We start from the raw sequence: 14,909 nt of genomic DNA, 5'->3' as shown, positions 1-14,909 counted from the left end.
TTTTTCTCCTATTCTTAATATAATATAAACTAAGTTGCTTATATTATATCTGAAATACATCACTATTGCAATAATTATTTGATTAATTGCATAATAAATTTCATTTTTTTACCGGTTTTCGCACTGTATCTAAATCTATTTTTTTATTTTTCGGTAAAAAAGTGCTATGGGGAGAATTTTTAGACGAAATAATAAATATTATGTTGACAATGTATACTCTAATAATTTATGAATGAGTATGGCTGAACTGTTACATGAAATCATGTGGTAGTAAACTAGGAGGAAATGGTAATTATGCGGATAAAATTTAAAGATATTGCGAAAGAGTTAAATGTTTCACCAGCGACGGTTTCGCTGGCTGTGAATAATCAACCAGGGGTGAAGGGGGAAACCAGAAAGAAAATTTTAGATTATATTGATAAAATGGAAATGGAATACCAGCATAGTAGAGCAGGACAGAATAAAGGAACGGTTATGATGCTTCAATATATAAAAAATGGAGTTATATTGGAGCGGGCAAAGGGAAGTTCAACGGTTCTGAAAAAAATGGAGCAAACAGTAAATCAGGCAGGATTTGATTTCCAATCAGTAGAATTTTATGAAACGAGAGATAATCTGGAAGAACTGCTAAAACGTTGTAAAAACGAAATGATAAAGGGAATTTATATTCTTGCAGCTGAGATGACAGAGGGCGACATCTATCCGTTTTTACAATTAAAAATACCAATTGTCGTTGGAGATAATTTGTTTTATGAGCAAGGCATTGACAGTTTTTTGATTGATAATAAAGAGGGTATTTGTGCAGGAGTTGATTATTTAGTTGATAAGGGACATAGTAATATTGTTTATTTGGCAGAAAATATAGATATATTTAATTTCGTTGAACGGAGAAAAGCTTTCGTACTGGAAATGGCAAGAAGAGAATGTGGGGATGCGGGAAATCGTATTCATCATTTAGGAAATACAGTGGAAGAAGTATATCAATCGATGAAACAATATTTAGACGAAGGAGTGAAAGGAACCACAGCATTTCTTTTGGAAAGCTCGGTTATTTCATTGGGAGTGAGTAAAGCATTACTGGAGCGGCAGATTCGTATTCCAAGAGATATTTCTTTAATTGGATTTGATGCATTGCCTCCGGTTAGTTTATTGGGAATTGATTTGACGTTAGTGAAAGGAACACATACAAAACGGCATTTGGCAGCAGTGAAGCATTTACTTCGTCATATTGATGATGAGCAGGAAGATGAGATTGTCAGAGTATACTATAAGACTAGATTGTTAGAAGGAAATAGTGTATTTGATAAAACAAAATATATTTATCACTAACATACTTTTAAAAAAATTTTAAAAGTATGTTTATTTTTTATAACTTTTGAGAAAAAAGAGAATAAATTTTTAGTTAAATTTAACGTATTGATAGAAAAAATAGAAGGGGATTGTCAGTAAAATTGAGAGATGATATGGTATAGATAGAAAAGGATAAGCGCTTATCTTGAAAAACGACAGTTATAAAAAGGGTGGTTACTTGTTGAATGAGTTATGTGATTAATGAAAAGTCAGGAGGAGCAGGTATGGCGAAAAAAAATTATGATAATCTGTCAAAAGATATCGTTGCTTGTGTTGGTGGGGCTGGTAATGTAAAGTCGTTATTTCATTGTGCAACCCGATTACGTTTTAAATTGAATGATGAAAGCAAAGTAGAAAAAGAACGTTTGAGTCAGTTGGAAGGAGTTATCACTGTAATTTATAGTGGCGGACAGGTTCAGGTTGTAATTGGAAATGCAGTTGGAGATGTCTATGATGCTATTATAAAAAATACAGATATTAAAGCAGAAAAAACAGAGGAAGCTATGGGCGGGAAAGCCGAAAAGCAAAATTTAATTAATACATTTATGGATACCGTGTCCGGAATTTTTGCACCAATTCTTGGGGCAATGTGTGGAGCCGGTATGTTAAAAGGTATTTTGATTCTTTGCACGACAATGGGCTGGCTGACTGCTGAATCTGGTACTTATATGATTCTTTATGCAGCGGCAGATGGTGTATTTACATTTCTTCCGATTTTTTTAGCATTTACGGCTGCTAAGAAATTTAATGCAGATCGCTTTGTGTCAGTTGGGATTGCGGCAGCTTTAGTATATCCTAGCATGACGGCAGCATATTCAGAAGGGGTGTCATTAACCTTTTTAAATATACCGGTTGTTTTGGTAAGCTATACTTCATCGGTTATTCCGATTATTATTTCGATTTATGTATTGTCTAAATTAGAGAAGCTTTTAAAGAAAGTTCTTCCGGATATTTGCAAAAACTTCTTAACTCCGTTATTGAGTCTGGCAATTATGGTTCCGGCAACTTATCTTGTTATTGGACCAGTTGCAGATACAGCAGGAAATCTGCTGGCATCCGGTTATACCGGAATGGTAAATTTAAGTCCGGTTGTTGCAGGATTTATATTAGGCTTAATTTGGCCGGCAGTTGTTATGTTTGGACTTCATTGGGGATTTGCTCCGATTGTTATGAATAACATTGCAAAATATGGACGTGATACATTATTTACCATTACAGGTCCAAATAATATGGCACAGGCAGGTGCAACATTAGGTGTATTTTTAAAGACAAAGAACAAAGAGTTAAAATCACTTTCCGGTTCAGCAGCATTATCAGCGGTATTAGCAGGAATCACAGAGCCTGCGATTTATGGTATTACATTAAAATACAAAAAACCATTTTACATTGGTATGGTATTTTCCGGTATAGCAGGAGGAATTGTTGCTGCATGCGGAGCAGGAGCACCAACTCTTTTAAGTACAAGTATTTTAACATTGCCAGGATATATCGGACAGGGATTTGCAGGATTTTGTATCGCCTGTGTGGTTGCATATTTTGGCTCTGCAATTGTGACTTATCTTTTTGGATTTAACGATAATATGATACTGAATCCCAAAAAAGAAAATGAATTGGAACAATTAAAAGAGGAAAAAGATGTTGAAATCAAAGCACCTGTTACTGGAGAGATTCTTTCATTATCTGAAGTGAAAGATGAAGCATTTTCAAGTGGCACGTTAGGAAAAGGAATTGCGGTTATCCCGAAAGAAGGAAAAATCTATGCACCTTGTGATGGAGTTGTGACAGCCTTGTATCCTACCGGTCATGCAATTGGAATTACATCCGTACAGGGTGCAGAAATTTTAATCCACATTGGCATGGACACAGTGACGTTAAATGGAGAATGTTTTCATATTCATGTCAAGGAGGGACAAGATGTTAAGACAGGTCAACTTTTGATTGAAGCGGATTTAGATGGAATCCGTTCCCATGGATTAGAAATTACGACACCGGTTGTAGTCACAAATCCAGATCAGTTTAATGATGTAAAATTAGCAGAAACAAAACAAGTTACGGCAGGAGATGCAATTTTATATTGCATAAATGAATAAGTGGAATTATGGAGGGTTTTGTATTGAGCAGATTAAAAATTCATGAAAATAAAAGTAATTTTATACGAGATGGAAAACCTTTCTTTTACTTGGCTGATACAATCTGGAGTGCATTTACCAATGTGACAATAGAAGAGTGGGAGTTTTATTTAGAAAAGCGAAAAATGCAGGGATACAATGTACTTCAGATTAATACATTACCACAATGGGACCGTTGTGTGGCCGACACAGGGATTTATCCTTTTGCTTCAGAGGATGGACAGAAATTTGATTTTTCTAAATATAACCAGGATTATTATGAACGTGCTAAGAAAATGTGTCAGATGGCAGTTGACAAAGGTTTTGAACTGGCGTTGGTTGTACTTTGGTTAAATTATGTACCGGGAACCTGGGGTAGTCGAATGCTTGATATGAATATTATGCCAAAAGAATATGTAAAGAAATATACAGACAAAGTAATCAGTGAGTTTGATCAGTTTGAACCAATTTATGTTGTGAGTGGAGATACTGATTTTGATACGGACGATGCGATAGAATATTATCAGATTGCATTAGATGAACTCTGTAAGAAAAGTCCTTCTACCTTGAAAACACTTCATATAAAACGTGGTTATGATATAATACCGGAAGAATTTTTGGATAAAATTGATTTTTATATGTATCAGTCGGGACATAATGCAATGGAGCAAAGAATGGCATATATGTTACCGCAACAGATTAGTGAGAAGTATCCAAAGAAACCGATTGTGAATGCAGAACCATGCTATGAACAGATGGGGTACAGCCGTATGCAATATGGAAGATTTGGAGTAAAAGAGATTCGGCAGGCAGCATGGAGCAGTATTCTTTCCGGAGCTTGTGCCGGTGTTACCTATGGAGCACATGGAATATGGAACTGGCATCGAATAAATAGTCCTAAAAATTCTGTTTTAGGAGAAGGCTTTGATTCTCCTAACCCATGGCAGGAAGCCCTTCAGTTTGAGGGAGCATGGGATTACGGCTTTTTAAAATATTTGTTAGAAGAAAACAGAGTAGAAGAGCTGATTCCTTGTCAGGAACTGCTTGAAAATGCTTCAGAAGAAATTAGGATTGCAAAAACGAAAGAAGGAAATTATTTTATCTATGTTCCTTATAGTACACAAGTTGTCATAAGAGAAAGTCTGAAAGGATATGAAATAAAAGCAATTGATTTGCAAACCAGACAAATTGTGTATGTTACGCCAGATTACAGGGAAAATAAAACATTTTTAAAAATGCTACCAATTTCCCATGATATTGTTTATATAATGAAGAAAAAAATGACCGATATAAAGAGAGAAGAGTAAATAGGAAAAAGAATGGAGGAAAAAAGATGTATAAGTTTCCAGAAGGTTTTCTCTGGGGAGGCGCAGTTGCAGCCAACCAGTGTGAAGGGGCATATAGAGAAGATGGAAAAGGACTTAGTATTCAAGATGTTATGCCAAAAGGAATTCGCGGAAAACGGACAGAATCGCCAACGGAAGATAATATGAAATTGGTTGGTATTGACTTTTATCATCGTTATAAAGAGGATATTAAATTATTTGCTGAGATGGGGTTTAAGGTTTTTCGTACCTCAATTGCATGGAGTCGTATTTTCCCAAACGGAGATGAAAAAGAACCGAATGAAAAGGGGTTAGCTTTTTATGACGATTTGTTTGATGAGTGTCATAAATATGGAATGGAACCTCTTGTTACAATTTCTCATTACGAAACTCCGTTATATTTGGCAGAGCATTATAACGGCTGGGTTAATCGGGAAATGATAGGATTTTATGAGCGATATGTCAGAACTATCTTTACACGCTATAAGAATAAGGTTAAATACTGGCTTACATTTAATGAAATTAATTCCGTTTTACATGCACCATTTATGAGTGGTGGGATTAATACGCCAAAAGAAAATTTATCAGAACAGGATTTATATCAGGCGGTTCATCATGAACTGGTGGCAAGTGCACTGGCAACCAAAATAGGGCATGAAATAAATCCGGAAGCGAAGATCGGCTGCATGATTTTAAGCATGCCTACGTATCCATTGACCCCTTCTCCGGATGATATGATAGAGGTTATGAAGGAAGAACATATGAATTATTTCTTTGGAGATGTTCATGTCAGAGGTCGCTATCCGGGATATATGAAACGATATTTCAAAGAGCATAATATTAAAATTCATTTTGAACCGGAAGATGAAGAAATTTTAAAAAATACAGTCGATTTTGTTTCATTCAGTTACTATATGAGCTGTTGTGCAACAGCGGATAAAGAAAAGCAAAAGAAAGGAAATGGTAATCTGCTCGGCGGGGTGAAAAACCCAACATTAAAAGAGTCGGCATGGGGCTGGCAGATTGACCCAAAAGGACTTCGCTATGTTCTCAATATGTTTTATGACCGTTACCAAAAACCATTATTTATTGTAGAAAATGGTTTAGGTGCAGTTGATACTTTAATTGTTGATGAAAATGGAAATAAGACGGTAGAAGATGATTACCGAATTCAGTATCTTAATGATCATTTAGTTCAGGTAGGAGAAGCATTACTGGATGGTGTGGAAATAATGGGTTATACTACATGGGGCTGCATTGACTTAGTAAGTGCCTCTACAGCGGAATTAAAAAAGAGATATGGATTTATTTATGTAGATCGAAATGACGATGGAAGCGGAACTTTAGAACGATATCGCAAGAAATCATTTTATTGGTATAAAGATGTTATTTCTAGTAATGGGAAAACATTGAAAATTGATTTAGAACGGCAGGGGAGTTTGAAGGAATAGAAAATGATAAAAAAATTAAGAAGTATAATATGCTTTTTTATGACAGTAATCTGTATTGTTGCAGCAATGCCTGCAACAATTTCGGCAGAACGTGAAAATATGACATGGTATATGATAGCATGGGCAGATGTAAAATCTCCAAGTAAGGTAACACTTCATTGGAAGAAACAGTCTGTTGCCGGATATGATATTTATCGTGCAAAAGTAGGTAAAAATGAAGCGGTAGGAAAATATACATATATTGCTTCTGTATCTGGTAGTAAAACTTCTTACAGTACGAAAGTAGCTTATAAACAAAGGTATTCTTATTTGATAAAAGGTTATCAAAAGAAGAATGGGAAAAAAGTTTATAAGTATGAAGGGGAAGCAGCGGCTTATATAGGAGTGGGTAGTGTAGTTTGGGATGAGTATTTTCCGGTAGATGCACAGATTTCAACTTCAGCAATTACGTTAATGTTCAATGTAAGCGAGGGGATTTGTCCGGATGGTTTTGAAGTGTATCGAAAAACAGCAAAAACTAAATATAAGAAGATTAAAACATTGAAAAATACAAAAAAGGAAAGTTATATAAAATTCATAGACAAAACAGTAAAGGCAAGACAGACCTATACTTATCGTGTCCGTTCTTATAAAAAAATTTATGGACAAAAGGTTTATAGTAGTTATACAAATGCGGAAAGTTTATCAGCTGTGAATTCTGAAGGAAAGTATATCGTAAAAAGTGTTTCAGGAGAAAAAAATGATCCGACATCAATTACGATATCCATTACAAGTGATAAAGATAATGGAGTTACGAAGTTGGAAGACTTGTATTATGTGGCTGACTATGAGTATCAAAAATCAAAACAGGATGAAGTAAGTTCGGTTGAGGTGATTCCGATAAAATATAGCTGGAATCAGAAAGATTGGACGGAATTAAGTGGAACTGACAGTATTTCTTTGAAGGCAGGAAAAACATTATTTATAACATATTCTACGTTTAAGAAAGAAACGATTCCTGATGATATTGAAGATTATGAAACAGCTCAAATTGTGAATTTGTCAGGAAGATACAATGGTTTTCATGCCATTATTGATATGGATTTAATTGCTAAAACCGGAAAGGCACGTATTAATGGAGAAGTATATCACTAATAACATTAATCTAGAAAAGTATGTGATTATTCTAGTGGTTGTTGCACTTATTTTAATGCAGAACCAGATGTGCAAAGGAAAGGAAAAGATAGAATTTCCGAATGAATATGGAGTTTTTATCGGGATTGATAATTTAAATGAAAAGATTTTAAAGAATTATCATATCATTGTTATTGATGCATCTTATTTTTCTAAAAAGGAAATTCAGAGTCTAAAGAAAGAAGGGCATATTGTATATAGCTATTTGAATATTGGCTCGCTTGAAAAGTTCCGTAATTATTATAAAAAGTTTCAGGATATTACGTTGGGGAAATATGAAAATTGGGAAGATGAAAAATGGATAGATGTTTCCCAGGTAAAATGGCAGGAGTATGTAATATCTGTATTGGGAAAAAGTCTGGTCTATAAAGGTGTTGATGGCTTTTTTGTAGATAATACCGATGTATTTTATCAATATCCAAGAAAAAAAATCTATAATGGGTTAATAAAGATTTTAAAAGGATTAAAGAGATATGATAAAGATATTATAATCAATGGTGGCGATACTTTTGTATCAAAGTTAATTTCTTCTAAGGATTGGTATTCCGGGTTGATAACTGCAATAAATCAAGAAACGGTATTTACTGTAATTGATTTTAAGAAAAAAACATATAAGGCACAGGATAAAAAAGTTACAAAATATTTCAAGGAATATTTAAATGCCTGCAGTAAAAAAGAGCTTCAAGTATTTTTGACAGAGTATGGCAACAATTTGAAATTGCAAAAGAAGACTGAAACATATTGTGAGAAAAAAGGATATATTTGGTATATCGCGTCATCATATGAATTGAATGGGGATAAGTAAGTAGCAAAAACGCTCCGCGAGGATGTGCACAGATGCGAAAGGAGTATTGTTGCAAAAAGCATGCAACGCGCATCTGGCACGCAAAGTGGAGCAAGTCCCTCATGAGTGAGGGACTTGCTCCACTTTGTTTCTTCGAGTAATTGTCTTTGTATGAAAAATTATTGTATAAAAATATTATGGAATTAATTTCTGTCCGCAGTTTGAGCAGAAATTACCATCTCCTGTTTTTTGTCCACAATTTGGACAGAAATTTGGTTTAGATTCTGTTGCAGGAGCCTGATTGGATGCTGCGGAATTCAATGGACTTATATTTTGCATCATTTGATTTGCCATGTTCATTCCCATTATCATTCCTGCCATATCAGAGGCAGCACCACCGCCTTGCATTTTACCGGATGTCATTCCTTCTACCATAGATGCTTGTGTATAGGTGTTCATATTTCCAATCATACTGTGAGAAGCAGTTTTGTTTATCATAGATTGGATTTCAGCCGGGTAATTAAAACTCATAATTGTAAAATTAGTAATTGTTAAGCCGTCACGCATAATTTCCATATCCAGGTCATCACGGATTCCTCTGGCAATTTCAAAGGCGTTTGCCTGAAGATTAAACATATCTTTTCCCTCTTTTGAAATCCAACACATAAGTAATTGGTCTAATATTGCAAGAATTCGTTGTTTGACATCGTCTACCAGATATTGTTTTTTTGTGCCTGCAATATTATCAATTAAGGAAACATAATCTTTTACTTTAAATGTAAAACTTCCATTGGCACGAATTGGCATTCCGCCAGGTAGTGCCGGAGTCGGAATGTTAATTGGATTTTTAGTACCCCATTTAACAAGAAATTCTTTTGTATTTACGAATAGAACTTCTGCTCTTATTCCACTGTTAAAGCCAAATTTAAAGCCCTTTAATGTAGAAAGAAAAGGAATAATCTGAGATTCAATATCATATTCACCATCATCTTTAAAAATACCCTCAATTTTTCCATTGTATAAAAATATGGCATCTTGTCCTGGGCGGAGTATTAGGCGACTGCCTTTTTTGATTTCTTTGTTTGACCATTTATAAAAAATCATTTGGTCATTCCATTCTTCCCACTCTACTACATTTGCAAATTGTCCCGAAAATAGACCCATTGTATAGTTCTCTCCTTTATCCTAAAAATTTTGATTAAAATGACCGGCCGCCTCCGGAATGGGAATGTCCGCCGGAAGAAACACCTCCACCGCCACTACCGCCACCGAAGTTCGTAGAACTATTGTTGTGATTGGAATCATCTTTTGGTTTTGGAGTCCGGGTAGTAGTAGTTCTGACATAACGATCCCAGTGGGCTAAAATTCTGGCATTTCTTGGATCCAGGTATGTATTTCCTGTTGTGGTTATTCTGGCACTGGAATTATAGAGCATAATACCAACGGTAACTGCACCGATTAAAATAGAAATGCCAAATACAATTAATGTTTTCCCACCGAAAGAAATCTCCTCATCCGTGCTTGAAGAATTATTATTTTTAGTATCTTCTGAGTAGGCGGTTGAAGATGTATCTGTAACAGCAAAATCATTTGCACGATTTAAAAAATGAACGGAAGCCTTATAACAATTTTCATCTGCAAGATAAGGGATTAATTCATCTAAGATAGAATCAATTGTTTTGTTATCAAAGATGTATTGGCATGCCCCAAATCCATCAATGCGGACATTACGATCTGTCATATTAATATATAAAATTACTGCATCATTTAATATGTCAGCGTTTTCATCATAAAAATCTTCCACACGTATTTGCGGATCGTCAGATGTTTCGCCATCTGTCAAAATAACGGAGTTAAAATCATAAAGTTTTTTTAGTTTTTTACATTTTTTCTTTAATTTATCTGCCTGTTCATCTGTAAATAGGTTATCATTGTCATAAATAAATTTTACAGTATTCTTTTTGGAAGCGGAGGCTTCAGAAGTTTTCTTTGCATATATTGTGAATGAATGACAAAAACAAAGACAGAACAAAAGTACAACTAAAAAAAGTGAATATACAGGTTTTTTTCTTATAAAACACTTCATAAAGCACCTCCAATAATTAAAAGTAATTCTAAAATAAGAAAAACAATACTGCTGACTCCGAAAAACCAGCCACAAACTTTTTTCTTACTGATAGGAGGTTTTCCAACAACTTTTCCTGTCTGTCCATTCATTGCAAACGTATGCTCTGAATCTTTATAATCATAACAAATCATCCAGACAGGAATTAATGTATAGTAAGCGTTTCTTTGCTTTACGTCAATCCAGTTGTGGCGGTAGGTTATCGTGTCATAGCCATTTATAAGAGATTTAATATAATCATTCACATATTCTTCCACTCGTTGTTTTACCCTTGGTAGCAAATCTTTATCGGTGTAATTATATTTTTCAGCAATGTAACCAGCTAAATAAGGAACTTTAAACTCTTTTAGGTTATCATAATGAAAAGGTTCTAACTTATCCATCATTTCATCATTCATTTTAGCAGAGGCATCTGCCGGAATTTTTAAATAATTTAAGTCAACTTTTCGATATACTTCATAATGGTGCGTGTCTGTATAAATATAGTTGCTGTCTTCTCTTCTGTAAACTTTCGTACAGTTTGCTTTAACTTCTCCCTGTCCATTTAAGTCATAGAGCCAGAATGGAACATAAATGCCGGTGATGTTTTTAATCCGTTCTGCATTCATAAAACCTTTTGGTGTAAGGCGTCCTTTTTTACACCATTTTTGAAAGGCTTCTTGTGCCTGCTCTTTTGTTATTTCAAATGGAATAATTTTAGCCGGAGCCAATTCTCCCGTAAGGCGGTCAGCCAGAATCATAGGTGCACCGCAAAAACTACAAGTTGTCGCTGAGGTATCTCCATCGGTTATTAAAACAGCACCACAGTTATTACAATAGTATTGTTTTGCGGATTCGGATTCAAAAGTAGAAGTAGTTGTTTCTTCGGTAAATTCTTCGAAATCCGGAACTGGATAGTTTTCTACGGGAAGTGTATTGCCACAGCTTTCACATAACAGAGTTCCGCTTTTGGCATCAAAGGTCATATCTGCGCCACATGAAGGGCATTTGTATTGGATTACCAAAGTATTACTCACTCCTTATTTTCCAAGACTTTGTTTCAAAGCAGCTAATTCATCATCGACGGCACTTGAAGGAGAATCGGAATATTTCGCCTCTAAATCTTTAAGGTCGTCATCAGATGACTTATTAAGTTCAGCCATCGCATTTGCGTGGTCTAATGCTTCATTTGCCTTTTGTTCCATTCGCTCAAATGCTTTGATTGAATTATTTGCACCATTAACAGAAGAAGTCATTTTATTCATTCGCTCCTGTGTTTTTGCAACAGCCATTTTTCCCTTAATTAGTTTTTTTCGAGATTCCAGTTGCTCAATATCCGCTACAAGCTTATCATGCATTGCTTTCATGTTCATTGCGTTTTCGGAAGCTGTCTGATAGCTTGCTTCAAGACTGATTTGGTTTGAAGTAAGAAGTGCTTTTTTTTCTAAAAACTTCTTGGCATCGTTATCGTTTCCGGCTTCTACTGCCTTTATTGCAAAGCGTTGCATTTTTTCGATATCTTCCTTACACTCATCAAGCTCTCGTTTTGCCCGCTGTTCTTCTGCCATAATTGCAGCAGTTTCAGATTTTACCTTTCCCAGGTCATTATTCAAATTTCGAAGACATTGATCCACCATTTTTTCTGGGTCTTCTGCCTTATCTAATAATGCATTTACATTAGCGCTCATAATATCTTTAAATCTTGTCAAAATATTCATTCATCTTCCTCCTTCTTTTCAGAAAATTTTATATAAGTTAAGTGTAGCGGTTCTCAAAAAGAAAAGCAAGAAATTTATTTTTTATAATGAATCAATGGAAAAAACTTGGAAGATAGGGTGATTTATGATAAAGTAAAAGGTAAGCGTTTATAATAAGAAAAAAGATTTGTAGAAAAGAAAGAGAGAGATAAACATGTGGATTGCAGATGGTTGGAAAGAATATGAAGTGATTGATTCCTCCCAAGGAGAGAAATTAGAGAGATGGGGTGATTATCTTTTAGTGCGTCCCGACCCACAGGTCATATGGAATACGAAAAAGAAACACGCAGGCTGGAAAAAGCCAAATGCACATTATCATAGAAGTAAAAAAGGTGGCGGTGAATGGGAATTTTTTGATTTGCCAAAGCAATGGCAGATTCATTATAAAGAGTTGACATTTAACCTTCAGCCGTTTAGTTTTAAACATACGGGATTATTTCCAGAGCAGGCGGTCAACTGGGACTGGTTTGGAGAAAAAATAAGAAAAGCAAACAGACCGGTTAAAGTATTAAATTTATTTGCATATACAGGAGGAGCTACCTTAGCGGCAGCAAAAGCGGGAGCAAGTGTGACTCATATAGAGGCATCAAAAGGAATGGTAACGTGGGCGAGGGAAAATGCAGTGTCCTCGGGGCTTGAAGATGCACCAATTCGATGGATTGTAGATGACTGCGTAAAATTTGTAGAACGTGAAATACGCAGGGGAAACAAATATGATGGAATTATTATGGATCCGCCATCTTATGGAAGAGGACCAAAAGGGGAAATCTGGAAAATAGAAGAGAGCATTTATCCATTTGTACAATCATGTGCCAAAATTTTATCCGATGACCCATTATTCTTCTTAATAAATTCTTATACAACGGGATTACAACCGGCAGTTCTTTCCTATTTAATAGGAACAGAAATTGTATCCCGTTTTGGAGGCAAGGTAGAATCAGAGGAAATTGGTCTTCCAGTTAGTTCGAATGGGTTAGTGCTTCCTTGTGGAGCATCTGGCAGATGGAGTAAATAATATAATAAAAAGCAAATGCTCATTGAATGATTTCACTTTTTGTGATAAAATGGAAATGTTAATATTGCACAAAAAAAACGAGGGGAGAAAGTTTGAGTGTACAATATTGATAAAAAGAAATGTTCAAAGGAGAAAGAAGAATGAGTAAAAAGAAAAAAAAACTGTCTTTTCCATCTGCGATAACAGTATTATTTATTGTACTTGTTTTTGCGTGTGTCCTAACGTACATTGTGCCGGCAGGTTTATATTCTAAGCTGACCTACAATGCAGACAGTAACATGTTTGAGGTAACGGAACCGAGTGGCAAAGTAATAGAAATGGAGCCTACTCAAGAGTCACTTGATAAACTTAAAGTGACAGGAAATTTAAACAAATTTTTAGACGGCAGTCTTAGTAAACCAGTTGCAATTCCAGGTACCTATGAAAAGGTTGAACAACAGCCTCAAGGACCTATCGAGTTCTTACTTGCATCGATTCTAGGGGTGTACGATACCATTGATATTATTTTATTCGTATTTATACTGGGTGGTATTATTGGTGTTTTGAACTACATGGGGGCATTTAGTGCAGGTATTGCAGCACTCTCTAAATTAACGAAGGGAAGAGAGTACATTTTAATTGTGTTTATCACATTTATAATTGCGGCGGGAGGAACAACATTTGGGCTTGCAGAAGAAACAATTGCCTTATATCCAATTATGGTGCCGGTCTTTTTGGCAGCAGGCTATGATGTTTTGGTTTGTATTGCAGCAATTTATATGGGGTCTTCAATTGGTACAATGTATTCTACAATTAATCCGTTTTCTGTTGGAACAGCTTCCAATGCAGCCGGAATCAGCCTGGCTGATGGAATGGGATTTCGTTTTGTAGCCTTAATATTAGGTACACTAATTACACTTGTTTACATATTACGCTATGCGAAAAAAGTAAAGGACGATCCATCTAAATCACTTTGTTATGACCAAAAGGAACATTTAGAGAAAAAATTTGGCTTTGAAGGGGAAGTGCCGGAATTTACAACTAGAATGAAATTATCATTAGGAATCTTTGGAGCAACATTTTTAGTTCTTGTATGGGGCTTAGTTGCCAAAGGCTGGTGGTTTGATAATATGACAGCATTGTTCCTTGCCTGTGCAATTATTCTTGCATTTGTATCAGGAATTAAGGAAAGCGAATATATTGATCAGTTTATCATCGGTGCAGCCGATTTGATGAGTGTTGCATTAGTAGTAGGTGTAGCCAGAGGAACAAATATCATATTAGAAAATGGTTTAGTTTCCGATACAATTTTGGAATTTTTCTCTAGCGGAATTTCCGGAATGAATCCAATTGTATTTATTCTATTGATGTTAATCATATTTATTGTTTTGGGATTCTTTATCTCATCATCTTCCGGTTTGGCAACACTGTCAATTCCAATTATGGCACCATTAGCGGATGCAGTAGGCTTATCAAGAGATGTTATTATATCTGCATATGTGTATGGTTTGGGATTAATTTCTTTTATCACACCAACCGGTTTGATTTTAGCAACCTTAGCAATGGTAGATGTATCTTATGATAAATGGTTAAAGTTCATTATGCCATTAATGGGAATTATAACAGCATTTAGTGCAGTGATGTTGATTGCCCAGGTAATGATATGATTTATAAAAAGGGATTGTAAAAAAGCTTCAGATTATAATTGTTTTTATTATAATCTGAAGCTTTTTTTGTATCAAATATAATAATTGGGAAAAGAAAAAATGTATAAATGGGACAATATTCGAAGAAAAATAGATGGACTTATTACGTATTTCCACGATTTACACAGTGAGCTTTTGCTACGGGAAGAATAATTTG

The 14,909-nt window shown here is 35.1% G+C and carries 12 protein-coding genes; 8 read left to right on the top strand and 4 right to left on the bottom strand.

Features of this window, described 5'->3' with window-relative positions; translation table 11 throughout:
* Positions 1 to 294: 294 nt before the first annotated feature.
* The 6 genes from FYJ58_RS09595 (at position 295) to FYJ58_RS09570 (ending at position 8,212) form a co-directional block, all read left to right on the top strand.
* Positions 295 to 1,329, top strand: coding sequence for a LacI family DNA-binding transcriptional regulator (locus tag FYJ58_RS09595; protein WP_205839218.1), 1,035 nt, complete (start codon positions 295 to 297; stop codon positions 1,327 to 1,329).
* A 245-nt stretch (positions 1,330 to 1,574) separates the two neighbouring features.
* The gene (locus tag FYJ58_RS09590) at positions 1,575 to 3,440 is read left to right on the top strand and encodes a beta-glucoside-specific PTS transporter subunit IIABC (RefSeq protein WP_154519512.1); all 1,866 of its coding nucleotides are present in this window, start codon (positions 1,575 to 1,577) and stop codon (positions 3,438 to 3,440) included.
* 23 nt (positions 3,441 to 3,463) lie between these two features.
* Entirely contained in the window at positions 3,464 to 4,765 is a 1,302-nt protein-coding gene (locus FYJ58_RS09585; RefSeq protein WP_154519511.1) for an apiosidase-like domain-containing protein, read from the top strand.
* 26 nt (positions 4,766 to 4,791) lie between these two features.
* A complete protein-coding gene (locus tag FYJ58_RS09580) occupies positions 4,792 to 6,234 on the top strand; it encodes a glycoside hydrolase family 1 protein (protein WP_154519510.1) in 1,443 nt (480 codons plus the stop codon).
* Positions 6,235 to 6,237: 3 nt separating this feature from the next.
* A complete protein-coding gene (locus FYJ58_RS09575; RefSeq protein WP_154519509.1) occupies positions 6,238 to 7,368 on the top strand; it encodes a fibronectin type III domain-containing protein in 1,131 nt (376 codons plus the stop codon).
* A complete protein-coding gene (locus tag FYJ58_RS09570; RefSeq protein WP_154519508.1) occupies positions 7,349 to 8,212 on the top strand; it encodes an endo alpha-1,4 polygalactosaminidase in 864 nt (287 codons plus the stop codon). The genes FYJ58_RS09575 and FYJ58_RS09570 overlap by 20 nt, the downstream gene beginning before the upstream one ends.
* Positions 8,213 to 8,386: 174 nt before the next feature.
* On the opposite strand, the gene FYJ58_RS09565 is transcribed toward FYJ58_RS09570, so the two are convergent.
* Genes FYJ58_RS09565 through FYJ58_RS09550 form a run of 4 tightly spaced genes read right to left on the bottom strand, consistent with a single transcriptional unit; the run spans position 8,387 to position 12,013 of the window.
* A complete protein-coding gene (locus FYJ58_RS09565) occupies positions 8,387 to 9,355 on the bottom strand; it encodes an SPFH domain-containing protein (RefSeq protein WP_154519507.1) in 969 nt (322 codons plus the stop codon).
* A gap of 34 nt (positions 9,356 to 9,389) precedes the next feature.
* A complete protein-coding gene (locus FYJ58_RS09560; protein WP_154519506.1) occupies positions 9,390 to 10,277 on the bottom strand; it encodes a TPM domain-containing protein in 888 nt (295 codons plus the stop codon).
* Positions 10,274 to 11,332 (bottom strand): TFIIB-type zinc ribbon-containing protein, encoded by a 1,059-nt coding sequence (locus tag FYJ58_RS09555; protein ID WP_328597833.1) that lies wholly within the window; start codon positions 11,330 to 11,332, stop codon positions 10,274 to 10,276. The genes FYJ58_RS09560 and FYJ58_RS09555 overlap by 4 nt, the downstream gene beginning before the upstream one ends.
* A gap of 3 nt (positions 11,333 to 11,335) precedes the next feature.
* Positions 11,336 to 12,013 (bottom strand): PspA/IM30 family protein, encoded by a 678-nt coding sequence (locus FYJ58_RS09550; RefSeq protein WP_154519505.1) that lies wholly within the window; start codon positions 12,011 to 12,013, stop codon positions 11,336 to 11,338.
* 193 nt (positions 12,014 to 12,206) lie between these two features.
* On the opposite strand from FYJ58_RS09550, the gene FYJ58_RS09545 reads away from it, so the two are divergent.
* Together FYJ58_RS09545 and FYJ58_RS09540 are read left to right on the top strand one after the other, a co-directional pair.
* Positions 12,207 to 13,067 carry a class I SAM-dependent methyltransferase gene (locus tag FYJ58_RS09545; RefSeq protein WP_154519504.1) on the top strand — a complete coding sequence of 287 codons (861 nt, stop codon included), beginning with the start codon at positions 12,207 to 12,209 and terminating at the stop codon, positions 13,065 to 13,067.
* 140 nt (positions 13,068 to 13,207) lie between these two features.
* Positions 13,208 to 14,713, top strand: coding sequence for a YfcC family protein (locus FYJ58_RS09540; RefSeq protein WP_154519503.1), 1,506 nt, complete (start codon positions 13,208 to 13,210; stop codon positions 14,711 to 14,713).
* Positions 14,714 to 14,909: the final 196 nt, after the last annotated feature.

Source organism: Velocimicrobium porci (assembly GCF_009696045.1).
GTDB classification, from domain to species: Bacteria; Bacillota; Clostridia; order Lachnospirales; family Lachnospiraceae; genus Velocimicrobium; species Velocimicrobium porci.
This window is presented reverse-complemented; position numbering and strand designations above follow the sequence as displayed.